We start from the raw sequence: 23,736 nt of genomic DNA, 5'->3' as shown, positions 1-23,736 counted from the left end.
TCTCCTCCTGCATTATGCTGCCTGACGTTCCCTCAGCAGCTTATTGAAATCCACGATTCCCTTATGTCCGGTATCCACCAGCGCTTCCCTGTCCATGCCGGCAGCTCCGGAACCGATATATTCCAGTACCATGCACAAATTCATCCCCGTTATCACACTGATTTTCTCCGCATACTTCGCGTCCTGCAGCAATCTCGCACTGCAGTTGCAGGGAGAGCCAAAGAGCAGATCGCAGAAAATCACAACACCCTCTCCGGTATCCACCTTTTGTATAGCAGCTTCCAGCTTCTCCATAAATTCTGTGATTTCCTCACCGGGGAGAAGACACAGCGCCTGCATCTGCTGCAGCTCTCCGCAGAAAATTTGCAGCGTATCCAGCAATCCCTCCGCCAAACGGCCATGACTTGCCAATAATATTCCTTTCATTTGTGTTCCTCCTCATTTTGCACCATATGGGCATCCGATTTTCGGAATGCCCATACGGATTATGTTTCATTACCTGAGAGAGTATTCTCCCATGTTGTTATGTGTTTAAAACAATCCGATTGCGGCACAGAGCAGTGCAATCACAATGGTGAAGAAGACAAGCTTCGCTACACTGACATGCTTTTTGCTGATCAGATAATAATAGATAAACAACACACCGATGGACAGAATACCCGGCATGATACCGTCGATTTTTTCCTGTACGCTCAAGGTTGCCTCATCAAAGTTTGCTGTGATAGCAACTGCCAGATTAACCATGGAAGCAGTCAGTGCACCCATCATTGCCATACCAAGGATGTTCGCACCTTCAATGATATTGCTCATCAGCTTACTTGACATGATATCCTTGATTGCAGAGCGCCCCTTTGTATAGGTCATTTTGGTAAAAATAATCAATTCGCCAAGCGTATACATCGTACCGAGAAGCAGCAGCCAGAAGCCGGCAATTGAGCCGCCCTGTGCCAGAGAGCAGGAGGCCAGAATGAACAGAGTGGTAATGGTCCCTGCACTGAAGGAATCCCCCAGTGCCGCAACCGGCCCCATTAACCCGGTTTTAACGGCAACGATGGATTCGGAAGGAATCGCATCCGGATTGTTTGCCTTTTCCTCTTCCATTGCCAGCGTAGTTCCCAGAATCAGACCACCGGCTGTCGCATTGGTATTAAACAGCTCCAGATGACGCTGCAGCGCAGGAATCATATCCTCCTTGTTCGGATATAGTTTTTTCAAAGCCGGAATTAAGGCATATGTATATGCAATAGACTGCATACGTTCATAATTCAGTGACATTTCCGTTGTAATATACCATCTGGCGATTACACGGTTGACATCCCGTTTTGTCAATGATGTTTTTCTTTCCTCAGCCATCTTCTATGCACCCTCCTTTTCTCTTTCACGTTTTTCCAGTACAACCAGCACTGCAACACAGCCTGCGACCAGACCAGCTGTCAGGGTATTCAGACCTACTGCCTTTACAACAATGAAGCCCAGTACCGTATAAGGAATCATCTTCGGCTTTCCGATCATGTTCATAATCAGAGCAAATCCGATTGCCGGCATCACACCGCCTGCAACCTCCAGACCGTGCATAACCCAGCTAGGCACGGAGTTCATGAAGGTCAGCATAGCATCCTGCCCAAACATAACAATTAAAAATACAGGAAGAAACAGCAATGGAATCTCAATCAGCGGCGGATACACCACTGCACATCTGGTAATGCCGGAAAGGTTTCCCTTTGCCGCAAATTCATCAGCTCTATGCACAAAGATAACATTGATCATTTTACGCAGGTTTGTCACAAAGGAGCCCAGCAGTCCCATCGGAACGGCAAATGCTATCGCCTGCTCCGCCGTAAGCCCCGTTGCCAAAGCAATCGGTATGACGGTTGTCGCCGCCAGTGCCGAGTCCGTCGGAAGATTCCCTCCCGGCGCAATGATTCCTGCAAACGCTGCGGCAATACCGCCGCCGATAATCAATCCCTTTGTCAAATCCCCGTAAATCAAACCGGCAACAACCCCTACTACGATAGGACTTGCAATAAAGAAGAATGCAAAATATCCACCAATCATTCCCCGGGCGATCCAATACATCAGACCCATTGCCACCGCCATGATAACCAACTGTGTACCACTCATAATAACCTCACACTCCCTTTCATTATTTCAGCTTCTTTTCAATCGATCCAAGACTTACCGGATCATTTTCCGGTATCGGCTGCAGGAACACGTTTACACCCTCCGCCTTCATTTCGCTTAATTTTTCGTATTCTTCAACGGTAAGCGCAACCCCCTGAACAACCGCTTTACGCTGTGCACTGTTCTGCACTGCACCGACATTCAGCTCCGGCAGCTGAAGGCCGTTTTTGTATACCGTATATGCAGATGCCACATCCTTGAATATCAGCAGCACGGTATCATTTTTTCGGTCAATCGCTGTCTGCACATCCCCCAGCTTGACAATATCAACCTCGCGATCCGGTACTGCCATGCGATAAATATCACCCATGAAAGGATCATCCACCAGGCTGTCATCTGCCAGTATCAAACGATCAACCGGACGGAACTTGATCCATTTTGCCACAATCTGTCCATGTACCATACGATAATCAACACGAACCATATTCAGTTTGCCCATAGCTTTTCCTCTTTTCCTTTTACCCTGTCGGGACTTTATCTTCTTTCGATTTTTACTACCTGACGTGTATCCGCACTCTTATGCACAGCCTCTGCAATCAGCTCTGCTTCCAAACCGTCATTCAGATTTGCGACAAACGGCTTATCATGGAGAATGCAATCCACAAAATCGTTTAACGGATCAATTCCAAAGCCGATCGCACGACCGTTATGGTTCTGGATAAAGCAGATATTCGGGGTATACTGCTTTTGATCATCAAAGAATTCAACACCGCGTTTCTGGGAATCCACACGAATCATTGCATGTTCACAGAGAATTTCGGAGCATCCGTCATCTGCCTTCGCAAAGCCGTTAGGCAGAATCCACGCATTTTCCACAGTCCAAGTGCATCCGTTTTCAAATTCCAGAATTGCTGTAATACTGTCATACGTATCCACACCCTTTTCCTGCAGGATTCCCTTATGTCCCACAGCATACACCTGTACGACCTCACATCCCATATACCAGCGAATCAAATCATAGCAGTGTGTTCCGACAAAGTGGACCGGGCTGGAATCGGATGACCAGTTCAGCCAGTTGATTGCGACATCATAGACATTATCCATACGCATATAGCCGCGTACCGGTTTTCCTGTCCCTGCATCTGCAAGCTTGTTTTTAACTGCTATGGATGCCGGATCCCAGCGCTTGTGGTAATCCACCATAACACGGACACCGGCTTTTTCCGCTGCCTCGATGATGTCATAGGCATCTGCAGAAGTAGTTGCCAGTGGTTTTTCCACCAGAACATCCTTTCCATAGCGTATGGCGGTCATCACAGGGTCCTTATGATACGGATCCGGTGTTGCTACGGAAACAGCATCAATTTCCTCACTTTTGAGCATTTCCTCCATGTCGTTATACGTTTTCACCTGATAATCCTGTTCCACTTTATCCGTGATTTCCTTTTTTAAATCACAGACTGCAACAAGATTAACGTTGGGATTTGAAGTGTAGGCATCCAGGTGATTTTTTCCGTAAATCCCCGCGCCTACAACAGCAATATTCAGTTTTTTCATACGTTGCTCACCTTCCTTTAAGTATTGCTACATTGAATATATCATAAAAGTAGTAATACTTCAATATATTTTTATAAATTTGTAGTTTTACTTCTTTTAAATCGAAAACAGCCTGTATAAACTATTTGTAAGACCTTTCATCATGCATATGCAACTCTGTATGAAGTAATGCTTCAGTATGTATGCTTCAGCTTAGGATTTGTTCTGCTTTAAAAAGCAAAATATTGAATAACGGTATCCATACACAAACGGTACTGTCAACTACGAATGTATTCCATCCTTTACAGAAAGATTTCCTGCAGCACGCATTCAGCTTACTACCCCTGCCATTTCAATTATGACCGTAGGGCTTTTCCCATCATGACACATCTGATGATCCTTTTGTAGCGCTGTTGGAACTGACAAGTTACCTTATCATAAAAAAAACAGGAATCAGCGAGGTTCCTGTTTTAGATATTTGATAATAAATTCATCACAGCTGCATGGCTTTCCATAATAATATCCCTGATAAATATCGCAATGCAGAGCTTTCAGCAGCTCCATCTGTTCCCTGGTCTCTACAAATTCCGCAACGACATGAAACTGCATAGATGCCGCAAGCCTTGTGATACCGCGCACGATATCACGCGAACGTTCATTTTCCAGAATCTGACGAACCAGACTGCCATCCAGCTTAACTTCATCAAATGCATTTTCCTGCAGATACATCATCGAGCTGTGCCCCATGCCAAAGTCATCCATGCTCATTTGAATTCCCAGCTGCTTCAGTTCCCGGATGCGCTCCAGAATACGTCCGGAGGTACTGAGCAGGGAACGCTCCGTAACCTCAAGAATCAGCTGGATGTCATGCAGATCGACTTCCTGAAGAATTCTGCGCACCTCCCTGACGAATACAGCGCTTTCCAGCTGCTTCGGTGATATGTTTACAGAAATCGACAGGGGCGTACCTTCCTTCTGTAATTTCTGTGCGTCTTTGCATGCTTCTTTTATGATATAAAGTCCAAGCTCATCCAGAAAGCTTTCTTCTTCTGCCAGCTTTACCATCAGCGGCGAGGAAATTCTTCCGGCTACCGGATGCTCCCAGCGAAGAAGAGCTTCCGCCCCATGTATATGCTCGGCGTTATCCCGCTGTATCTGATAATGCATATGAATCTGATTTCGCTGCATGGCGTTCTTTAAATCCATCGCCAGTGTTTTGGCAGGGAAATGATATAAGTAGTGATCATCAAGAAAATCCGGAAGTGCTCCGTTTGCCTCACCTTCCGCCATATCGGTTTCCATTGTCCGCACCGCCGTTTCAAATTCCTCACTCTGCTGGTTTTCGCTCAGACGAATAAACGGAATATACAGCAAAGTCCCCAGAATCAGGTTAAACAGCTGCAGCAAACTGCCGGAAACAGAGCCGCATGCCTCGTATCCGCTCATGAGAATCGGAACCGTCCATTCCACGAAATGTGTGGGCAGAGGTACCAGCTGCAGCTGCATGGCAAACGCACTGGTCAGTGTCAGAACCAGAGGAACAAGCAGAAACGGCAGCAGCATCAGCGGATTGAAGATGACCGGAAAACCGAATATTACAATTTCATTGATATTGAATAAAACGGAAATCCCCGCTACCTTGGCGAGCTTGCGGTTATTACTCTTTCTCGCTTTTAAAAGCATCGCCGTAATCAGACATAATGCAGCACCGCAGCCTCCCATAAAGACAAACGTATCCAGAAAAGTCTTTGTGAATATTTCCGTTGGAAGCTGTCCCGCCTGTACCAGCTGCTGATTGATCAGAATACCGGGCTCCAGAAACTGCTTTGCGACCATCTGCAGCGTATTGGTACCATGTATTCCAAAAAACCAGAGAAAATGTGCAAAGAATACATACAGTAGAGCACCGGGCAGCCCTTTTCCCACTTTTTCAAACAATCCCATAAATAAATAGGCACCGAAATTTGTAATGTTGACTTCTCCAAACTGTGCACGCAGCACTGCACCGATAACAGCGAAGAACAGAGCAATCGCAGCAATCGGAAAAATCCCCTGTATGGCTTTGTTAAACGTATAGCCCGCACCGGCAGTATGCAGCTTTTCAAAACGCCTGCCGCAATGCATACCCTTGTGGAACAGCCAGCAGGACAGCATTGTGATACACATAGCTGTAAACACCCATTCCGGATGGAAAATCTCATTGGCATATTCCATTCCTCCGCAGAATGCCAGATAGGAAACCATGGCCACCACAGGATAAAAGAAAACATCGTCCAGCGCATGCAGCTGCCCATAGGAAAGTGCAATCGTGATAATCAGAATCAGTGCAAGCGAATTCAGTGTTATTTCATACAGACTGTTAAAAACGGTAAGCAGAGCTCCGTGATGAAAGGAGGTCAGAAATGACTGGTAGGCATCCAGTGGAAAGCTGGACAGCAGCAAAGCAAAGCTTCCAAGGATAAGAAAAGGGATTGCCAGCATCAATCCGCGTTTAATTGACGATATAAATATGGAATCAAAAAATTTCCGGTACCCTTTTTTCATACGTTGCCCTCTACAATATCTCTATTTTACCATAGAACCAGGGATGCAACAACGCTTTCCAATAGAACCAGCAGCACAGCACCTGTGTATCTTCAGAAAAAGCAAAGGATATAGAAACAGCAGATTTTTCCTGATTTACGCAAATTCCCTTTCTTATTTGAAATGAACAGGACACACTTCATTTGAGGGAAATATCAAAGTTGATCCTTTTTGATAATGTTTCTTTGAATTACCGAAAGCACAAGAGCCTTATCCCCTGCCTACGCATTTTTTATATTCCCCGGGTGTTATGGAATACATATTCTTAAATGCCTTATATAAGCTGATATCTGATTTAAATCCGCATTCCAGCGCGATTTCCTCGATTGTTTTCCCTGTAGACAAAAGCAGGATTTTCACCTGTGAAAGCCGCTTACGTATAAGATATTCGTATGGAGTCATCCGCATAACCTCTTTGAAAACTCTTAAAAAATAGTATTCACTGTAGCCGCCAGCCTCTGAAATATCCTTCAGACCGATATCTCTGCGATAATTCTGCTCGATAAAAGAAACTGCCTTATCCACCATTTCCTGTTTCATACTGCCAGGCTGTGCCTCGTGCAGCTGATAGTGAAGATCACTGTACAGGCGAAGCACGGAAGAGCTGATGGAATACTCGTCCACCAAATGATATTTATCCAGACTCTGAAAAACGGAGTGAAAGAAAATTTCTGTTTTCTTATGAAAACGAAGGTCCTGAAGAATTGTTTCCTGCTTTATATATCCCTGAATACTTTCCCCTGTTAACAGTGCGGCATATACCTCGCAGCCTTCATCCAGATAAATCGAAAACACAGAAGCATAGGACTGAATCAGCGTGCAGGAGCCAGTCAGCGCCGTATAATCGCTGCCCTTTACCAGGATACCTGTACCCTGTGGCAGATACAGCACAAGATATTGGCGATCGTCATGTTTATGAAAATGCAGAATATGAGCTTCTATACATGTAAAATGTGCAACATGCTTTACCATCTGCATATGTACCTGTGCAAATTCTGTTAAATGTATTGTTTCTTCACGCAGGATATGGTTTTTTCCATTCGAAAACACAGGCATCACCTCATATGTATTATAGCATCTTATGAGGAAAAGACCTGTGTGTTTTTTTATGTGAATGGTTCCAGCAGCATATGTGAGATAAACGCATCCGAAAAGCCGGTATCCGAAGCCAGTAGAATACAGTGTCCATTTTTACAAAGCAGCTCCATACGTGTGCGATTTTGTTCCAGAGCATATCTGCAGCAGCCTTTTAATGCCGTATTACCGCTAATCCGTACAGCTTGTTTCAAGGCTGTTGGAAGAATCCCTGTTATACACAGATCCTCTACATGCAGATGCCGGCCGAAGCCTCCTGCAAGATAAACTGCTTCAATTTGCTCATAGGAGCATTGTGCTCCAGCACATACCCGTTCCAGTGCGGCAGCTATCGCAGCTTTCGCAAGCTGGAACTCACGGACATCCTTCTGGGTCAGAAGTAGTCCGTCGAAGAGGGTAACCTGTTGATTCAGATATCCACTGACATCCAGCAGTGAAGCGGTAAGAAGGCAGCTGATGAGAGAAAGATATCCGCTTCCGCAAATTCCCACCGGCTTACCGTCATGAATAGTCTGCAGTCGAAAGCCATTCTCCCAGCGTACCTCGCTGACTGCCCCTGTTACAGCACCACAGCCGCAGCTCATGTTTCCTCCTTCAAAGGCAGGTCCGCAGGCGGCACTGCTCACGCTCAGCATGCCCTCATGGTATAGAGCGAGCTCTCCATTTGTTCCCAAGTCCAGCAGCAGTGAGCTTTGTTTGGTCTTTTCCATATCCTGTGCATAAATTCCCATCAAAATATCACTACCAACATATGCGGAAATCGGAGGTAGAACCTGTATCTCAAATTCCGGTATAAAATCCGGAAAAAACTGTTTTGATGAACAAATGACCAGCTCCTTTTGTACACACTCATATGGTGCAGCTGCCAGTGGTATAGGGTCTATCCCAAGAAACAAATGTGTCATGACGGCATTTCCGCAGACGCACATACGGCGTATATCCTTATTCTCAACAGCTTTCAGCTGTGCACGCAATCCCTTCAGCAGCAGCTCCTGAAGCAGTGTAGGCCCCTTTTCATGAGCATGCTGTATTCTGCTGATCACATCACTACCATACCGTCGCTGCGGATTGAGAAAGCTTTTTTCCAGCAAGACATTTCCTGTCTGTAAATCCAGCAATACAAGAACGACAGTTGTCGTACCGATATCAACAGCAAGTACACAGCCTTCCTCATGATGACCAGCCAGATGCAGCTCTTCCACTCCCACGATCTGCATATCCCTCTGCTCATGCAGCAGTTCTCCTTCAATAGCCGCCTCACAATTTCGATGCTCACAGGCCAAGCGAATTCCCTGTGCAAGCTGTACCTTGGACAGCAGTTTTCCTTCTGCATCTGTAACAGGAAGAAAGCCCTTTGTGACCTGAAGCCGGCACTTTCCGCATTGTCCTCTGCCTCCGCAGGACAGATCGAGCTGCGGATGTTTTTGAAGCAGCAGCTCCAGAATATCGTCATGCTTCTGAAATTTTGTCACGCAAATTCCTCAAGCAGTCTTCCTGCCAGTGATACAGCATCCTCCGTAAACAGGTCTGCTCCGATTTCATCTGCGTAAGCCTGTGTCACAGGTGCACCGCCGATAGCGACCTTCACACAATCTCTGACACCTGCTTCCTGTAAGGCATCCAAAACCACCTTAAAATATCCCATGGAGGTTGTCAGCAAAGAAGACATGCAGAGTACATCCGGCTGATAGGTCTTTACAGCCTCCACAAACTTCTCGGCGCATACATCAACACCGATATCAATCACCTCAAAGGATTTCGCCTTCAGCATGAGTGTACAGAGATTTTTCCCAATATCATGCAGATCCCCCTGCACCGTTCCGAATACCACCCTTCCACTGAATTTTTCTTCTTTTTTCACAAGATAAGGCTCCAGTATTTCCATAGCACCATTCATACAGCGGGCACTGATTAGAACCTCCGGTATAAATGCCGTTCCTTCCGCCCATTTCTTTGCTACGATATCCATGCCCTCCAGTAATCCACCCTTCAATATTTCCTGTGGCGATATCCCCTCCTGCAGAGCACTCTCCACCAGGGCATTCACCTCCTGCATCTTTCCAAGCGGCATCAGCTGCTGTATCTTTTCCAGCTTATCACTCATTTTCCTTCACTCCTTCAATCGCTGCACCATACCGGTGGGCTTCTTCAATGAATGCGATAAAATTTTCAATCGGTACGTTACCCTGCATACGGTTATTCAGCGTAAACACCATACGCCCCTTCCCCCGCTGATGGAAAACATCAATAAAATGTCTTGTTTCTTCCCGTACCTCCTCTACGCTACCAAACGGCAGCACACGCTGAAGGTCAATTCCAGCCCAAAAGGAAATCTGATTCCCGAAGGTGTCCGCAATTTCCTGTTCTTCCATCGCATACTTCTGAATCGGATGCAGAACATCAATTCCACTTTTAATTATATCCGGCAACAGCTTTCTCACATCACCGCAGCTGTGCAGCCAGACATGCAGACCGAGGGAATGCGCATACTCACACAGCTCAACGTAATACGGATAGTAGAATTCCCGAAACATCTCAGGTGACATAAACGGCCCCTTCTGCATCCCAAGATCATCGCCGAAAGCTATACCGTCTATATGCGCCTCTTCGACACCGCGCTTTGCGGCGCGTTTAAAGAAATCCACAACTCTTCTGCATACATGATGCACATCCTCTGGATTCGTGTATAAATCCATTAGAGAGTTTGTCATGCCTCGATAGTCCCACAATCTTGTCCACGGACCATCGGAGAACCATGCAAGACGATAGCGTCCGTCTTCAACCGGCGCATTGCAATACATTGTCGCTTCTTCCGCATCCGGCAGATGTTCACTGATTCGGCGAATCACCTCCCAGTCCAGTGCATGCTCCTCATCTACACCTACAATTTCTTTACGACCGATAGATGGATCGGCCCCTGCTACATCACACCATGTATAACGATCTCCATCTTCCGCAAACAGCTTTGGCTTTTTTAAATAAAACACCTGCATATCCTCCGGAAAACGTTCCAGCAAATCTTCTACCGGCTTTTGATCCTGCAAAGCCAGTTCATCAATATGAAGCCAGTTTCCACATGCCACACCAACGCGCGGTGTACCATTCCCCTTTAGCAGAGATATCATTTCTTCTCTTGTCAGCGGCAGCATTTCCGCCTTTGGAAATTTCCTGCGATCACATACCATATGGTAACCTCCGTTCACTATTCACCTGTTCCAGTGTCCTGAAAAATCTCTGTATATTCTCCCATTTTGCCTTGGGTGGCAAATCACAGCCTGTCGAAAGGACGAAGTTGGAATATGCACCGCATTCTTTCAACAGAGCCCTCTCCTTTTGTTCCAGCTCATCCGCACTGCAGCCGCAGAAGCAGCCAACCGGATCCAGATTCCCCATAATCAGACAGTCGGCCGGTACCTGTTCCAATATCTTTTCCAAAGAAACAGCATTTCCAAAATGCCATGCCCCGCAATCGGATGATAATATTTCCGGAAGGCTCTGCACAGTATTCGGGCCGCAATTATGATAAATGACCGTAAAGGTATCATCCTGCAGCTCCTCCGTAATTTCTTTGATATAGCTGCTGGAAAACTCCTGAACCATCGTTGGTGACAGAAGACCCGCCAGTGGTTCTGCCAGTATGACACCTGACGCACCCACATCCTTGTATGCCTGTATATACTGCTTCAAAAAAGTGGTAACCTTCTGCAATACCAGATGTACAAGCTTTGGATCCATGATGCACTGCATCATGATTTCACTCACATCCATCAGTCTTCCTGCGAGTGAATAGGGCCCGCAGACACCGCCGAATACCGGACGGTCGCTTTCCTTTGTGATATTCTCCACACCTGCCAGATATACAGACATGCGCCCTTCTTCCATTTTCGGAATACGCAATGCTTCACCATCCTCTCGATTTTTTATGATTCCGCTTGTTACAGCAGGAATCTCTCCCTCATGAAAGCTGACAGGACAACCGAATGCCTGCGCCTCTACAGACAGATCCATCATACTGACCAGCGCTTCCTGCAAAGGAAATTCTTCTTTGATTCTGCGCATGACAGCACTCTGCATTTCAGCGTTCTGTACCAGCTCCTGTACGGTAGTAGCGCATTGTGTAACGGCAGGAAATGACAAGATTGCCATGGCATGCACATCCTCATCCATTAGATGCTTTTTCCATTGCGTATAACTGTAATTCATAAGCACCACATCCTTTCTACCTTAATCATAGAAAAAAAAGCGGCAGTTGAACATGGTATATCTTGTCGGGTATCTTCCCAAAATTGCGGTTTCATCCAGTTGCATCAGAAGCTTTACATTTTTTCAGGGACAGTAACAGTATGACAAAAACGCTGCTATGCCATATTTAGCAGTGAAACATGGCATATTCGATTTAAAAATGGTTCCACATGCTTTTTTTTATATGAGAAACTTAGATATTATCAAATCTCAATTTTTAGCACAAATTTATGGCCGACCATAAATTGGCCATATTAAAATATGGTTGAAATATGGTTGAAAGTGAGTATACTAAATCTAAGAGGTGATTTCATGAAAGAATCAAAAACACTGGAGTTCAAAGAATCCATAACAAAATCATTTTTGAAAACAGTAAGCGCTTTTTCAAACTATGATGGTGGAGAAATCATTTTTGGAATTGATGATGATGGAAATATAAAAGGTCTTTCCGATCCCAAAAGCACTTGTCTTGATATTGAGAATAGAATCAATGATAATATTGTTCCTCTGCCAGGCTACAGTCTTAAGATTGACGAAACAAATAAAATAATTTCACTTGTCATTAAAGAAGGAAAGAACAAACCCTATCTATACAACTCAAAGGCCTATAAGCGAAATGATACTTCAACGATCGAAGTGGATTCCTTCGAATTAACAAGGCTGGTTTTAGAAGGAAAGAAAATCAATTTTGAAGATTTACCTTCATCCAATCAAAAAATGGACTTTCATTATCTGGAAAATAAATTAAAAGAGCATATTGACATTAAAATATTCAATCAAGATACTTTAAAAACTCTGAATCTTTACAATGTGCAAATCGGGTACAATAATGCTGCGAATATTCTATCAGATAACAACTCATTTCCAGGAATTGATATTGCTAAATTTGGCGATAGTATCAACATTATAAAAAAAAGACTGCTGCTGGAGAATATGTCTGTGTTAGAAATGTATGATGTTGCTGTCCAAACGTATAGAGATTATTATCAATATGAAGAAATTGAAGGCAGCTACCGTAAAAAGGTCGACCTTGTACCAGAGGAGGCATTCCGTGAATCTGTTGCAAACGCACTCATTCATCGAGCATGGGATTTAAATGCAAATATAAGGATTTCTATGTATGATGATAGAATAGAAATAACTTCACCAGGAGGATTGATAAACGGTATTACAAAGGATGAATATATAACAGGAATGATTTCAATGCTTAGAAATCCGATTATCAGTAATATATTTTATCGATTAGGAATCGTTGAAATTTTTGGTACCGGAATTCTCAGAATATTACATGCTTATGAAGAAAGTATTAAAAAGCCTATTTTTAATGTAAGCACAAATACGATACAAATCATATTACCTGTTTTTGATTCGAATCCTGTTTTACAAAAAGATGAAGAACATCTATATGCGGTGTTGAGTAAAACAAAGCCTATGTCGATTAGTGAAATATTGCCACATGTAACGTTTAGCAGGTCTAAAGTAAAAGAATTATTGAAAAAAATGGAGAAGGACGGTATCGTGAAAATCAAGGGAAGAGGTAAGGGAACAAAATATTAACCATAAATCAACGCGACATTTTCCAGCATGTTCCCATAACTTCCCGAAAGCCGGTGATGCCCGATTCCAAGGGCGTTCCCGGCTTTTTTGCCTTTTGGGGAAGTTCCCGTATCTTGATGAATCCCGGCGCATCTTGATGGCCGTGAGTAGTAAAACGAGTAGTAAAACGCGTTTTTACTACACCGCGACGCGTCGCATCTCCTCCGCAGCCGTGCAGCCGTCCATATGGGCGTAGTACCCGAGCGTCATCTTGATGTCCTTGTGGCCCATGATGTATTGCAGCGCCTTCGGGTTCATGCCCGCTTTCGCCATCTCCGTGCAGAACGTGTGGCGCAGCGTGTGCGGTGTCATGTCCTCGGGAAGCGGCACTCCCCCGCCCTTCGCGTACTTGCGCCTCAGCCCCCTGAATACCCGGTCGTAATCGCCGCCGACCCTCGGCAGCCCGTCCCTGTTGAGGAAGATGAAGCCCGTTCGCCCATCGACGCTCATGGGCTTCGCCTTCGGCCTCGATGCCACGACATGCTCGAACGCGGCCATCACCTCGTCGGTCATGTAGATGTAGCGCTTGCCGCTCTCCGTCTTAGGCTCATCGACCCGGTATCCCCCGCCGACTGCGCGGGCGAGCTGGTGGTCCACGAAAATCACCCTGTTCGTCAGGTCGATGTCCGTCTCGGTCAGCCCGCACATCTCCGATATGCGCAGCCCCGTCCCGAGGAGGATGACCACCTCGTCGGTGTACCTGTGGTAAACGGCATCCGACCGCATGAAACCGAGCAGCGCGTCCACCTGTTCCCGACTCAGCGGCTCCCTCTCCGTCACGTCCCTCTTGATGACGGTCGCGAGCTTGAAATCGAACGGGTTCTTGCGTATGCAGTCATCGGCTATCGCCAAGTAGAACGCCGCCTTGAGCGAACGCTTGTGGTTGGAGATGGTGGAGTAGGCGAAGCCCTTGGACTTCATGCGCTGCGCCCATTCCTTCGCGTCGGACGGCTTCACGCCGCCTATCTCCCGCGAGCCTATCGCATCCTCGAAGAGGAGTCGCTTGAGCTGCGCCCTCGACCTCTCCGTCCCCTCGCGCACGTCGAGGCGGCATCTCGTGAACTTCGCGTAGAGCTGGCTGACCGTCATCTTCTTGCCGATGGGGTCTATCCCGTCCTCAAGGTCACGGCGTATCTCGCACTCCTTCTCGCGCAGCGGCTTGCATGGCCTCTTACCGGCAGGGAGCCTGTCGGTCTCCACCAGCCGCCATGAGTAGACGAACTTCGGTTTTTTGTCCCTGTCGATGTATTTGAAGACGTAGAGTCCGTTGGTCCTCTGGCTCTCGCCGGTGTTCAGTACCCTATTCCTGTTGTCCCGTCTTTTCTGTGACATCCATATATCGCTCCTTCCATATGGAAAGAGCCTTGGTATGCTACTTCCATTATAGCATATCCAAGGCTCTTTTTCATCCTCTAAATCACGTCCGTCGAGTCGATGAACCGCTCGAACGCCTTGCGTTTGACCTGAACGCGATTGCCGTTCATCACCACCCAGTCAGGCGTCGGCAACTCCGAGGCAAGGCGGCGCAGCTTGCCCTCGCCTATGCGGAAGTACCGGGCCGCTTCCTCGATGGTGAGCGTGTACTTCTCCCATACGGGTATATCCTTCGCGCCCATACGCCCACCTCCTCATCACGGCTCGAACCGCAGCATCGCGGCGAGCAGCTTTCCTTGGAGCTGCGTCTTTCTCAGGGTATCGACCCCGTACTCGACGCGCCCGGACTCATCGAGGAAGGCGTGCGTGCAGAGCTGGTCCATGTAACCGTCGAAGTAGGCGAGGACCTTCTGCATGGCAACGGGGTCGCCTGAGACCGCCGCGACCATCACCTCATAGCTCATCATCGCCAATCACCTCCTCTAAACGCGCCCTCAGCGCGAGGAGCGCCTTCGAGCGCCTGAATTGGACCGTGGAGCGAGGGCACCCAAGCTCCTCGGCGATGCGCCTGTCCGTCCACTCCGCGAAGTAGTAGAGCAGGACGATGGCTTGGTCGCCTTTGGAGAGGCCATGGATGGCATCGGCGAGAACGGTGTCCATCACCACGACCTCCCGACCGACCACCTCGAACACGACCTCCTCCGATATGAGGTCATCGGGTGATGCCAGCCTGTTCAGCTCGCTCTCGTGCATGTCGGAGAACACGGTCTCCCATCGCGCCTCCCGCGCCTGCTTGCGAATGATGTCCGTCCTCGCGTTGCGAAGCGTCTTCCTGCAATAGGCGCAGAACATCTTGACTACCGCCAGTTTCTCTTCTTCTGAAATCATCGTGATTCCTCCTTTCCACAAGGAACACGATACGCCGCCGGTCGTTTGCCGGGGAAAAAGGTTCTAAGAAGGAGAGATGTGTAGAAGACGTGGAGATGCTTTACTTTCAGGCACCGTACTGGACTGAAAAAAATGAGCGATGATTACCGTAGATTACCTCTGATGGCGTTAGATGACATCAGATGCACACCATCTGCCCTCTTCCACCTCCCGCATTGGCAACCCTCCGCCCCGCCTGCGTGTATGGGATGTGGGGCACCGACGTGGTGCTCGGATATTATAATGCGGCGAAAGGGGTGTCGGGACATCCGTCCCCCGATGCGTCCACGAGTAGAAAGGAAGAAGACCATGGCGCAAGATTTTGGAGACGACGTAGGCGAGATGCTATTCATCCGCCTTCTCGGACGCTATTGCGAGAAAGCAGCCGGTATCGTGTTGAAAGCGTCCCTTACGGATGCCGTGCAACGCTATCATCAACAGAAACTCGAACTTGAGGGAAAGTCTAAGGAAGAGGCGGCGGCTGAGGCCGAGGTCTTGGCAAAGCGCCCGCAGGTTTGCGTTCCGTTCGGCGATGCGACCCGCGCATCCTACTTCGCGAAGGTCTGCCAAGACAACGGGGTCGGCGCATTCGCCTTCTCCGATGGCAAGGGAAACGGCTATGTCAGCTTCGCGAAGGATGATGTCGCCAAGGTTCAGGACTGCGTGCCGCAGTTCTCCAAGGTCATGACCTCCCTCAAGTACCGAGAAATCAACGACCTCCTTGAGAAGGCCGAACCTGTGCCGCAGGAAATGTTCGATAAACTCAAACAGATGGACCTGCCCGACATCGACAAGAACCTGTATGAGCATGATGTGACCCTCTTCCCGGTTCAGGTCGAGGTTGACGGCAAGAACGAGATGTGGACATTTGCTGAGCAGGACACGAAGAACCTCGACATCGACGCGCAGGTGAACGTGTCCAACCAGAGCGCCGAACATATGAAGGAGATGGTGGGCAAGGAGTTCAGCGGTGTCACCATCCGCGCGGTCGGCGAGCCGTATCAGGTCAAGGCGATGGAACTTCACGAAAATGCCGAAAAGGGGCACGCCGATAAGGGTAAACCTGATGTGGGACACAATGAACGTCAAGGCCATGACCTCGCCAACGACCCGTACTCCCATACCGACCTCATCCGCGATAAGGTGCTCGCGGCCCGCGAGCAGTGCCGCGACTTCGAGGATTTCAAGGCGATACTCGCCGAGAACGGCATAGGCACCCGCTTCAATGACGAGGGGGAGTTGCAATTCTACGAGGGCCGTCTTGGCGAGAACGGCGAAATGCTCGATTTCGTTAATGGCACGGACTGGCCGGTCAATGCAAAGACCCTTGCGGGTGACAAGTACCAGTGCGATGCCACCCTCGATTGGTTCGAGAAGAACACTCCCAAGGAGCCGAGTGGCATAGACTCGCTCAACCACGCTCATTCGCCCATCCCACCGCAGAAGGACCTGAACCTCATCTGCAACGCTGTGCGCAGCGACCTTGAGGAGCGCGGTATCCAGACACTCGACCGCGCGGATGGCAAGATGGGGTTCGTCGTGGACATTGACTACAAGAAACAGGTAGTAGATGCCGTCGAGAAGCACTTCCCCGGACACACCCCGGAAGAACTCGGTATCATCCTCGAACCGCACCACGACATCGGTTCAATGACCATGGATGCTCAGGAATCGCAGGTGACCGATGGTTCCCTCGACATGAACGGCTCGACCCCCGACATCAATCAGGGCATCGAGTCCCATGACGGCATGGACACGATGGTGAGCACGCTGCGCGTCGAACGTGAGCAGAACGGCACCGAGGTTTCACCATCCATGGTGCGTGAGCAGTCCAACCGGAGCCGCGAGGGTTACAACCTCAAGTCCAAGGCCGATGAGAACCGCGCCGCGAGCAAGCAGCTCTCGCAGACCAACGACTCCCCCGACCGCGACATCTCCGACAAGTTCCAGCAAGAGCGCTAGAAGGGAGCCTGATATGACCCACATGAACGAGTACCTGCCGGAGCGCCTTGCAGCGAACCCCTTGCAGGCCATGGAGTCCGACAGCGACATCGAGGCCATCGCCGATGCGGTGATAAGCGCCAGCGTCCTGCGCGATGAGTGCGACGGGGACGCGGCTTTCAAGAACAGCGCGAGGCAGCTCCTCTACGCCTGCCTCGGCTACCTGCGCGATTGGTGCTCATATGAGCAGCGGACGGTCGGAAACCTCAAGGCGCTCCTCGACGCGGCGCATCCCTCCGCACCGGGTTCAGCCGCCACAGACCTCGGGGACCTGTTCTACGAGATAGAGTCTGGCTGCAAGCGCGTCATCAGCGCGGACGGCATCACCATGAGTTGGGAGCCGACGGCGCTTGAGCGCAACGACGGCACCTGCCCCCGCGACACCAACGGCATCCGACCCGAGGAGGATTTCTGCCTCGGCTGCTACAAGCGCTTCGCGCAGGGCACCGCGCCGACCACCCGCGCCTCCATCGCCGTCTCGCTCTCCCGTGCCCTGCCGGGTCGCGAGGGTTAGGAAGGAGGGTCGCTTATGGCTCAAGGCAAGGGAAACCCTGAAATCAACAAGAAGGTCGCGACCTCGGCTTTGGTGACGCTGTTGGTCTCCGTCGTAGGTTTCTATCTTGGAAATCGCTATTGGGAGGCGGTGGCGTCCCTCGGCGGGCAGTTCTTCGAGCACTGGGGAGATGGCTTCGCCCTCATGTGGCCCCTCATCGCCGATACACCCACTCATCTCGACATGTCCCCCAACGCCATGCTGGCGGGCCTGACCATGTGCATCATCGTATGGCTCTTCTGGCTGCGCTACCTCGCCTTCGTGGGCAACTTCCGCGCCGGTGAGGAGAGCGGTTCGGCACGCTGGGGCACGCTCAAAGAGGGCAAGCAGTTCCGAGACCTCACCACGGAGGACAACAACCTCATCTTCACGCAGAACTTCGGCCTCGCCCTGCACCGCCCCAAGTTCAACCCAGAACTCGACCGCAACCTGAACGTGCTGGTCGTGGGCGGCTCCGGCTCCGGCAAGACGTTCAACTACGTCACTCCGAATATCTGCCAGCTCAACACGAGCTACTTCATCACCGACCCCAAGGGCACGCTCCTCAAGGACGCTGGGTTCCTGTTCACGGACAACGGCTACAAGGTGAAGTCGTTCAACACCATCAACCTCGATGAGTCCATGCACTACAACCCGCTCAAGTACGTGAAGACAGACACCGACATCCTCTCCTTCGTCAACTGCTACATCATGAACACCAACGGCGACGGCAAGGCGGGAGACCCCTTCTGGGAGAACTCGGAGAAGATGCTGTACACCTCGCTTATCGCCCTCTTGCGCGACTGGTTCCCGCCGGAGGACTACAACCTGTCGAACCTGCTGACGCTGCTCTCCATGGCCGAGGCCCGAGAGAACGATGAGAACTTCAAGTCCCCGCTCGACCTGCTGTTCCTCCAAATCGAGGAGGGCAAGCGCTACATCCCGAGCGAGGGCGGCGCTCCCGCGCCGTCGATGGGCATCTCCGGCCTCTCCCGCAGCTTCGGCACGAGCGCGACGGGCGACTCGGACTGGTCGTGGGAGCCGACCAACCTCAAGCGCAACTCCGATGGCGTGCGTCCCGCCGACTGCGGCGGTCTTTCGCCCGATGAGGACTTCGCGCTGATGAACTACAAGAACTTCAAGGTCGCGGCGGGCAAGACCCTCAAGTCCATCATCATCTCCTGCAACGTGCGCTTGGCCCCTATCGCCACCGCCGGTGTGCGCAGCCTTCTCGAATACGATGAGATGGAGCTTGACACGCTGGGCGACCCGGACGCGAAGGTGGCGGTCTTCGGCATCCTCTCGGATACCGACAAGACGCTCTCCTTCCTGTTCGCCATCATGATGTGGCAGTGCATCGACCAGCTCTGCCGCAAGGCGCTCACCGACTACGGCGGCAAGCTGCCGACACCGGTCCATTTCATCTTCGACGAGTTCGCGAACATCGGGACCATCCCGCAGATTGAGGAGACCATCGCCGTCACGCGCTCCCGCAACATCGGCATCACCATCATCCTGCAATCCATGTCCCAGCTCGAATCGAAGTACGACAAGAAGGCGCAGACCATTGTGGACTGCTGCGACTCCACCCTGTTCCTCGGCGGCAAGTCGAACTCCACCAACAAGGAAATCGCGGAGATGATTGGCAAGCAGACCATCAACCAGATGACCTACGGTGAGAGTACAGGGCAGTCAGGCTCGGCATCTAAGAACTTGCAGATACAGGGTCGCGACCTCATCGACGCGGCGGAAATCGGCAAGATGAGCCGCAGGAAGGCCATCTTGCTCATCGCGGGCACCAACCCGCTCATGGACGACAAGTTCGACCCGCACACCCACAAGCGCTACTGCTACATCGTGGACAAGCGCAACCCCAAACGCCTGCACGACAAGCCCTTCGACTTCAAGCGCTATCTGGCAGGGGGATGCGAGCCGTATGACGACCATGATGACGGTGAGAGCAGCGAGTAGCGGTGATTTTCCGAGCCGCCCATGCAAACGGTTATAATCTACGTGACTCGGCGGCGCATCCGCTTCCGGCGGTGCCCCGAACATGCGGCTCACAGGCAAGAAAGGAGAGGACGGTGAAAGGACATTGGAAGAACTCGTCAGGCTCGCCGCGAAGCCCATCGCCTACATAGGCTGCACGGTCATCTTCCTCGGCCTCCTTTACCTCGGGATGAATCTGAGGGACGGGGCGAGGGCGGGAGGCGGCGAACTGCGGAAGGCAATCGCCATGATTGCCGCCGGTGCCGCTGTGACCGGGTTCGCGGCCATCTACGGCTTCACGGGTTTCTAGCCCATGTGGAGACCCGCCATCAATCAACCAATCCAGAAAGGAAGTAAATACTATGCTCGATAACGCAGTGAACATGCTCACGCAGGGCGTGACGTTCCTCGGCGGCGTGCTCGTCGTCTTCGGCCTCATCAACCTCGGCATGACCATCAAGGACGGCATGCAGGGCGGTGGCGGCCAGCTCTCCGGTGCCATCGCCATGATTGTCGGCGGTGCCATCGTCGTGGGTGCCGCCATCTACTTCGGCCAGCTCAACACCGGTTGGGCGGGCGGACTCTAGGAAAGGGGCGGTGCCTATATGCTATCCGTAGCGGTACATAAGGACATCGCCGAGTACCAGCCCAAGGTCGTGGGCAAGATGACCGGGCGCACCCTCGCGTCAATCGCGGGGGCGCTCGGTTGCTCCGTCCTCACCGGCCTCTACATCTACTTCGTGTTGGGCTGGAACGTCGGCGACAACATGATGCTCATCTACGCCGTGAGCCTCCCGTTCTGGTGCTGCGGCTTCATCCGCCCGAAGGGGATGCCCTTCGAGCAGTTTGCCGCACTCTGGCTCAAGGCGAACTTCGGCGTGGAGCGCATCTTCTATGTCCCATCTATGCAACTCAGCGGTCTCATCGGCTCGCCCGATGGGAAGAACGTCAAGAAAGGAAGGGTCTATGGGAAACACTATCGAAAGCAATGCAGCCTCAAGGGAATCGAAGCCTACTCCCCCCGTGCAGGACGCGTCATCAACTGACACCGAGGCGAACTTCGACATCGAGCAGTTCGTCCACACCTCCGGGGAGGGGTTCGGCAACGACCGTCCCATGGATGCCGATAACGGCTCGGTCGATGTGGCTGCGCTCGGCTCTGTCGCCGGTACCCCCACCGTGGCTGGCAAGAAGATGTCCCGCAAGGAGAAGAAGCAGGCCAAGCGTGAGGTCGCACGCCTCAAGAAGGAGGCGAAGCTGGCCGAGAAGGAGGCCCGCAAGAGCTACACGTCCGTGAAGTCCCAACTCAAGGACCGCGACAAGGAACTCACCTCGAAGACGGCGGACGCACGCCGCAAGCGCGAGGGCGCGAAGGACGTGGTGAACTACATCGGTTACAACCGCATGTACCAAGACGGCATCTGCGAGGTCGAGGAGGGCCTGTTCTCCTCCTCCATCTCCTTCGGGGACACCAGCTACCACTCCGTGCGCGACGAGCAGCAGAAATCCATGTTCTCCGCGCTCACGCGCCTGTACGACCAGTTCGGCGCGAACACGCTGGTCCAGATGAGCGTCATCAACACGCCGCTCCTCAAGGAGGAGGTCGGCAACCGCAAGTTCTTCGATGTCGCCCGTCAGGGCAACGACGCCGCACGCAACGATGCACAGGTGTTCAACGACATCCTGAACGACAAGGTGCGCGAGGGCGTTTCCAATATCCGCCGCAACCGCTACCTGACCTATTCGGTCACCGCCGAGACGGCGGACGACGCGGCACGCCAGCTCTCCCGCATCGAGACGGAATCCAGCCGCATCTTCAACTCCATGGGGTCCAAGGCCCACCTGATGAACGGCACCCAGCGCTTGTCGGTCATCCACTCCCTTCTGAATCCTTACAAGCCGTTCTACTTCGACTACCAGAAGGACATCTCCGCCAAGCGCGTGCAGACCACCAAGGACTGCATCGCCCCGACGCAAATCGACTGGCGACCGGATGGCATGTTCAACGACTGCTTCAAGCTGGATAACGGGGTGTACGGTCAGGTCTTGGTCATGAAGAAGTTCGGCTCCGAGCTTTCCGACCGTGCTTTGGCTGACATCGTTGACCTGCCGCTCCCCATGGCGGTCACGTGGTTCGTGCAGCCGATGGACAAGTCCAAGGCCATCAACTTCGTCCGCACCCGCAGCGCGTGGATTGATAAGGAGATAATCGAGGAGCAACGCAGCGCCGTGAACAAGGGCTACGACTTCTCCATCCTGCCGCAGGAACTCAAGTATTCCAAGGAGGAGACGGAAGACGTTCTCGACCACTTGCAGAACAAGAACCAGCGCCTCTACGTTTTCACCGGCTTGATTTACACCTACGCGGAGAGCAAGCAGCAGCTCGACGCTCAGGTCATGCGCATCATCTCCACCGCGCGGCAGAACTCCATCGAGGTGGACACCTACGACTACCGGCAGCGCAGGGGACTCAACTCCGTGTTGCCCCTCGGTCACAACCATGTCGAGATTAGCCGCATGTTCACCACCGCGCAGGTCGCCATCCTCGTGCCCTTCGCCACGCAGGAGCTTGACGATGCGGGCGGCAACTACTACGGCCAGAACAAGCACTCCCGCAACCTCGTCATGTGCAACCGCAAGAAGCTGACCAGCCCCATGGGCTTCGTCTGCGGCAAGACCGGCTCGGGCAAGGGCATGTTCACCAAGACCGAGATGACGGGCACCATCTTCTCCAACCCAACGGATGAGATTTACGTCATCGACCGCGCCGGTGAGTACACGGCCATCGCCGAGCGCTACGGCGGCACCACCTACCACTTCGGCGTGGGCACCGATACGTTCCTGAACCCCTTCGACACGGTTTCCGTGGAGCACATGCCCCGCACCGAGCAGATTGCGTTCAAAATCGACGCGATGCTGGCGCAGGCGGGTGCCTCCGCCGCCGAGTCCGGGCAGTCCCTCTCCGAGGTTGACCAGTCCATCATCCAGCGCTGCGTGGAGCTTGCGTTCCAGCGTGCCGAGGAGCGCGGCGACGGCCTCCCGCCGACCTTGCAGGACTTCTACGACATCGCCCTTGAGCAGCCCGAGCATCAGGCGCAGACCATCGCCCTTCGCTATGAGCGATTCGTCAAGGGTTCCATGGACTTCTTCAACCGCCAGTCCAACGTGGACTTCAACACCCGCATCGTGGACTTCAACCTCAAGGACCTGCCGGATTCCATGCTGGTCTTCGCCCTCATCAACGTCTGCGAGGCCGTGCGAAACCGCATGTACTTCAACGCGAAGCGCAACGTCCGCACATGGCTCTACGTCGAGGAGATGCAGTCGCTCTTCGCCTACCCGACGGTGCTCAACTACTTCTCGCGCTTCTCCAACGAGGGGCGCAAGTTCGGCCTGCTGCTGACTGGAATCACCCAGAACGCGGTTGCGATGCTCAACAACGAGGCCGCGCAGAACATCGTGCTCAACGCCGACTTCATCATGCTGCTCAAGCAGTCCCCGCTCGACCGTATGCGCTGGGTGGAGCTGCTGAACCTCTCCGAGCAGGAGGAGGAGTGCATCGACGAATCCGCCGAGGCCGGTGACGGCCTGCTCATCGCTGGCAACGCTCGTGTGCCGATTCGCGGCAAGTTCCCGTCTGACAACGTGCTCTACGACCTGTTCAGCACCAACCCCAACGAGACCAAGGAGCTGAAAATCGGCTCCAAGAAGAAGGACGGCAAGGTCATCTAAGCCGGGAA

23 protein-coding genes are annotated in these 23,736 nt (G+C 51.5%); 8 read left to right on the top strand and 15 right to left on the bottom strand.

Annotated elements, in window-relative coordinates; translation table 11 throughout:
* Positions 1–12: 12 nt before the first annotated feature.
* The 11 genes from ACG3M1_RS02505 to ACG3M1_RS02455 form a co-directional block, all read right to left on the bottom strand.
* Complete coding sequence (locus ACG3M1_RS02505; protein WP_009270260.1) at positions 13–426, bottom strand: PTS sugar transporter subunit IIA; 414 nt, start codon at positions 424–426, stop codon at positions 13–15.
* 105 nt (positions 427–531) lie between these two features.
* The gene (locus ACG3M1_RS02500; protein ID WP_008818345.1) at positions 532–1,353 is read right to left on the bottom strand and encodes a PTS system mannose/fructose/sorbose family transporter subunit IID; all 822 of its coding nucleotides are present in this window, start codon (positions 1,351–1,353) and stop codon (positions 532–534) included.
* Between the two features lie 3 nt (positions 1,354–1,356).
* On the bottom strand, positions 1,357–2,121 hold the full coding sequence (locus ACG3M1_RS02495; protein WP_002607097.1) for a PTS mannose/fructose/sorbose/N-acetylgalactosamine transporter subunit IIC: 765 nt from the start codon (positions 2,119–2,121) through the stop codon (positions 1,357–1,359).
* Positions 2,122–2,143: 22 nt separating this feature from the next.
* The gene (locus ACG3M1_RS02490) at positions 2,144–2,620 is read right to left on the bottom strand and encodes a PTS sugar transporter subunit IIB (RefSeq protein WP_008818344.1); all 477 of its coding nucleotides are present in this window, start codon (positions 2,618–2,620) and stop codon (positions 2,144–2,146) included.
* 35 nt (positions 2,621–2,655) lie between these two features.
* Positions 2,656–3,678: a Gfo/Idh/MocA family protein gene (locus ACG3M1_RS02485; protein ID WP_008818343.1), complete on the bottom strand. Its 1,023-nt coding sequence runs from the start codon at positions 3,676–3,678 to the stop codon at positions 2,656–2,658.
* Positions 3,679–4,110: 432 nt separating this feature from the next.
* Entirely contained in the window at positions 4,111–6,201 is a 2,091-nt protein-coding gene (locus ACG3M1_RS02480; protein ID WP_395814907.1) for a PTS sugar transporter subunit IIC/EAL domain-containing protein, read from the bottom strand.
* 249 nt (positions 6,202–6,450) lie between these two features.
* Positions 6,451–7,296: a helix-turn-helix domain-containing protein gene (locus ACG3M1_RS02475; RefSeq protein ID WP_009588156.1), complete on the bottom strand. Its 846-nt coding sequence runs from the start codon at positions 7,294–7,296 to the stop codon at positions 6,451–6,453.
* Positions 7,297–7,346: 50 nt separating this feature from the next.
* A complete protein-coding gene (locus ACG3M1_RS02470) occupies positions 7,347–8,807 on the bottom strand; it encodes an ASKHA domain-containing protein (protein WP_009270258.1) in 1,461 nt (486 codons plus the stop codon).
* Complete coding sequence (locus ACG3M1_RS02465; RefSeq protein ID WP_009270257.1) at positions 8,804–9,439, bottom strand: corrinoid protein; 636 nt, start codon at positions 9,437–9,439, stop codon at positions 8,804–8,806. Before ACG3M1_RS02465 ends, ACG3M1_RS02470 begins: the two co-directional genes overlap by 4 nt.
* A complete protein-coding gene (locus ACG3M1_RS02460; protein WP_008818338.1) occupies positions 9,432–10,520 on the bottom strand; it encodes a uroporphyrinogen decarboxylase family protein in 1,089 nt (362 codons plus the stop codon). Before ACG3M1_RS02460 ends, ACG3M1_RS02465 begins: the two co-directional genes overlap by 8 nt.
* A complete protein-coding gene (locus tag ACG3M1_RS02455; RefSeq protein WP_008818337.1) occupies positions 10,510–11,538 on the bottom strand; it encodes a uroporphyrinogen decarboxylase family protein in 1,029 nt (342 codons plus the stop codon). Before ACG3M1_RS02455 ends, ACG3M1_RS02460 begins: the two co-directional genes overlap by 11 nt.
* 351 nt (positions 11,539–11,889) lie before the next feature.
* Between ACG3M1_RS02455 and ACG3M1_RS02450 the strand changes: the two genes are divergently transcribed.
* Positions 11,890–13,134 carry an ATP-binding protein gene (locus ACG3M1_RS02450; protein ID WP_395814904.1) on the top strand — a complete coding sequence of 415 codons (1,245 nt, stop codon included), beginning with the start codon at positions 11,890–11,892 and terminating at the stop codon, positions 13,132–13,134.
* 177 nt (positions 13,135–13,311) lie between these two features.
* Here the strand turns inward: ACG3M1_RS02450 and ACG3M1_RS02445 are convergent, their stop codons facing one another.
* The 4 genes from ACG3M1_RS02445 to ACG3M1_RS02430 all read right to left on the bottom strand — a co-directional run bounded on the left by ACG3M1_RS02445 (position 13,312) and on the right by ACG3M1_RS02430 (position 15,435).
* Entirely contained in the window at positions 13,312–14,505 is a 1,194-nt protein-coding gene (locus ACG3M1_RS02445) for a tyrosine-type recombinase/integrase (protein ID WP_395814901.1), read from the bottom strand.
* Between the two features lie 80 nt (positions 14,506–14,585).
* Positions 14,586–14,789, bottom strand: coding sequence for an excisionase (locus ACG3M1_RS02440; protein WP_227402113.1), 204 nt, complete (start codon positions 14,787–14,789; stop codon positions 14,586–14,588).
* Between the two features lie 15 nt (positions 14,790–14,804).
* Positions 14,805–15,014, bottom strand: coding sequence for a helix-turn-helix domain-containing protein (locus ACG3M1_RS02435; protein WP_156684572.1), 210 nt, complete (start codon positions 15,012–15,014; stop codon positions 14,805–14,807).
* On the bottom strand, positions 15,001–15,435 hold the full coding sequence (locus ACG3M1_RS02430; RefSeq protein WP_395814897.1) for an RNA polymerase sigma factor: 435 nt from the start codon (positions 15,433–15,435) through the stop codon (positions 15,001–15,003). The genes ACG3M1_RS02435 and ACG3M1_RS02430 overlap by 14 nt, the downstream gene beginning before the upstream one ends.
* Positions 15,436–15,783: 348 nt before the next feature.
* Here ACG3M1_RS02430 and ACG3M1_RS02425 point away from each other — a divergent pair, with 348 nt between their 5' ends.
* The 7 genes from ACG3M1_RS02425 (at position 15,784) to ACG3M1_RS02395 (ending at position 23,728) form a co-directional block, all read left to right on the top strand.
* The gene (locus tag ACG3M1_RS02425; protein ID WP_395814894.1) at positions 15,784–17,436 is read left to right on the top strand and encodes a hypothetical protein; all 1,653 of its coding nucleotides are present in this window, start codon (positions 15,784–15,786) and stop codon (positions 17,434–17,436) included.
* Positions 17,437–17,449: 13 nt separating this feature from the next.
* The gene (locus ACG3M1_RS02420) at positions 17,450–17,989 is read left to right on the top strand and encodes a hypothetical protein (RefSeq protein ID WP_395814891.1); all 540 of its coding nucleotides are present in this window, start codon (positions 17,450–17,452) and stop codon (positions 17,987–17,989) included.
* A 15-nt stretch (positions 17,990–18,004) separates the two neighbouring features.
* Positions 18,005–19,978 (top strand): VirD4-like conjugal transfer protein, CD1115 family, encoded by a 1,974-nt coding sequence (locus ACG3M1_RS02415; protein ID WP_395814888.1) that lies wholly within the window; start codon positions 18,005–18,007, stop codon positions 19,976–19,978.
* An 82-nt stretch (positions 19,979–20,060) separates the two neighbouring features.
* Positions 20,061–20,306 (top strand): hypothetical protein, encoded by a 246-nt coding sequence (locus tag ACG3M1_RS02410; RefSeq protein WP_395814885.1) that lies wholly within the window; start codon positions 20,061–20,063, stop codon positions 20,304–20,306.
* Positions 20,307–20,358: 52 nt separating this feature from the next.
* On the top strand, positions 20,359–20,583 hold the full coding sequence (locus tag ACG3M1_RS02405) for a hypothetical protein (RefSeq protein WP_021420613.1): 225 nt from the start codon (positions 20,359–20,361) through the stop codon (positions 20,581–20,583).
* 18 nt (positions 20,584–20,601) lie between these two features.
* Positions 20,602–21,042 carry a PrgI family protein gene (locus ACG3M1_RS02400; protein ID WP_218239427.1) on the top strand — a complete coding sequence of 147 codons (441 nt, stop codon included), beginning with the start codon at positions 20,602–20,604 and terminating at the stop codon, positions 21,040–21,042.
* Entirely contained in the window at positions 20,963–23,728 is a 2,766-nt protein-coding gene (locus tag ACG3M1_RS02395; RefSeq protein WP_395814882.1) for a VirB4-like conjugal transfer ATPase, CD1110 family, read from the top strand. The genes ACG3M1_RS02400 and ACG3M1_RS02395 overlap by 80 nt, the downstream gene beginning before the upstream one ends.
* Positions 23,729–23,736 lie beyond the last annotated feature (8 nt).

Source organism: Clostridium sp. 10cd* (assembly GCF_044336395.1).
In the GTDB taxonomy this organism is placed as follows: Bacteria; Bacillota_I; Bacilli_A; order Erysipelotrichales; family Erysipelotrichaceae; genus Clostridium_AQ; species Clostridium_AQ innocuum.
The sequence above is the reverse complement of the archived record's forward strand: the minus strand, read 5'-3'. Positions and strand labels throughout refer to the sequence as shown.

What these genes read in the sequence shown, in the direction of transcription:
- ACG3M1_RS02480 (WP_395814907.1), bottom strand. Translation starts at nt 6,201, where the DNA reads ATGAAAAAAGGGTACCGGAAATTTTTTGATTCCATATTTATATCGTCA.
- ACG3M1_RS02430 (WP_395814897.1), bottom strand. Translation starts at nt 15,435, where the DNA reads ATGATTTCAGAAGAAGAGAAACTGGCGGTAGTCAAGATGTTCTGCGCC.
- ACG3M1_RS02425 (WP_395814894.1), top strand. Translation starts at nt 15,784, where the DNA reads ATGGCGCAAGATTTTGGAGACGACGTAGGCGAGATGCTATTCATCCGC.
- ACG3M1_RS02400 (WP_218239427.1), top strand. Translation starts at nt 20,602, where the DNA reads ATGCTATCCGTAGCGGTACATAAGGACATCGCCGAGTACCAGCCCAAG.
- ACG3M1_RS02495 (WP_002607097.1), bottom strand. Translation starts at nt 2,121, where the DNA reads ATGAGTGGTACACAGTTGGTTATCATGGCGGTGGCAATGGGTCTGATG.
- ACG3M1_RS02435 (WP_156684572.1), bottom strand. Translation starts at nt 15,014, where the DNA reads ATGATGAGCTATGAGGTGATGGTCGCGGCGGTCTCAGGCGACCCCGTT.
- ACG3M1_RS02455 (WP_008818337.1), bottom strand. Translation starts at nt 11,538, where the DNA reads ATGAATTACAGTTATACGCAATGGAAAAAGCATCTAATGGATGAGGAT.
- ACG3M1_RS02440 (WP_227402113.1), bottom strand. Translation starts at nt 14,789, where the DNA reads ATGGGCGCGAAGGATATACCCGTATGGGAGAAGTACACGCTCACCATC.
- ACG3M1_RS02445 (WP_395814901.1), bottom strand. Translation starts at nt 14,505, where the DNA reads ATGTCACAGAAAAGACGGGACAACAGGAATAGGGTACTGAACACCGGC.
- ACG3M1_RS02500 (WP_008818345.1), bottom strand. Translation starts at nt 1,353, where the DNA reads ATGGCTGAGGAAAGAAAAACATCATTGACAAAACGGGATGTCAACCGT.
- ACG3M1_RS02475 (WP_009588156.1), bottom strand. Translation starts at nt 7,296, where the DNA reads ATGCCTGTGTTTTCGAATGGAAAAAACCATATCCTGCGTGAAGAAACA.
- ACG3M1_RS02485 (WP_008818343.1), bottom strand. Translation starts at nt 3,678, where the DNA reads ATGAAAAAACTGAATATTGCTGTTGTAGGCGCGGGGATTTACGGAAAA.
- ACG3M1_RS02415 (WP_395814888.1), top strand. Translation starts at nt 18,005, where the DNA reads ATGGCTCAAGGCAAGGGAAACCCTGAAATCAACAAGAAGGTCGCGACC.
- ACG3M1_RS02395 (WP_395814882.1), top strand. Translation starts at nt 20,963, where the DNA reads ATGGGAAACACTATCGAAAGCAATGCAGCCTCAAGGGAATCGAAGCCT.
- ACG3M1_RS02410 (WP_395814885.1), top strand. Translation starts at nt 20,061, where the DNA reads ATGCGGCTCACAGGCAAGAAAGGAGAGGACGGTGAAAGGACATTGGAA.
- ACG3M1_RS02465 (WP_009270257.1), bottom strand. Translation starts at nt 9,439, where the DNA reads ATGAGTGATAAGCTGGAAAAGATACAGCAGCTGATGCCGCTTGGAAAG.
- ACG3M1_RS02490 (WP_008818344.1), bottom strand. Translation starts at nt 2,620, where the DNA reads ATGGGCAAACTGAATATGGTTCGTGTTGATTATCGTATGGTACATGGA.
- ACG3M1_RS02420 (WP_395814891.1), top strand. Translation starts at nt 17,450, where the DNA reads ATGACCCACATGAACGAGTACCTGCCGGAGCGCCTTGCAGCGAACCCC.
- ACG3M1_RS02460 (WP_008818338.1), bottom strand. Translation starts at nt 10,520, where the DNA reads ATGGTATGTGATCGCAGGAAATTTCCAAAGGCGGAAATGCTGCCGCTG.
- ACG3M1_RS02505 (WP_009270260.1), bottom strand. Translation starts at nt 426, where the DNA reads ATGAAAGGAATATTATTGGCAAGTCATGGCCGTTTGGCGGAGGGATTG.
- ACG3M1_RS02405 (WP_021420613.1), top strand. Translation starts at nt 20,359, where the DNA reads ATGCTCGATAACGCAGTGAACATGCTCACGCAGGGCGTGACGTTCCTC.
- ACG3M1_RS02450 (WP_395814904.1), top strand. Translation starts at nt 11,890, where the DNA reads ATGAAAGAATCAAAAACACTGGAGTTCAAAGAATCCATAACAAAATCA.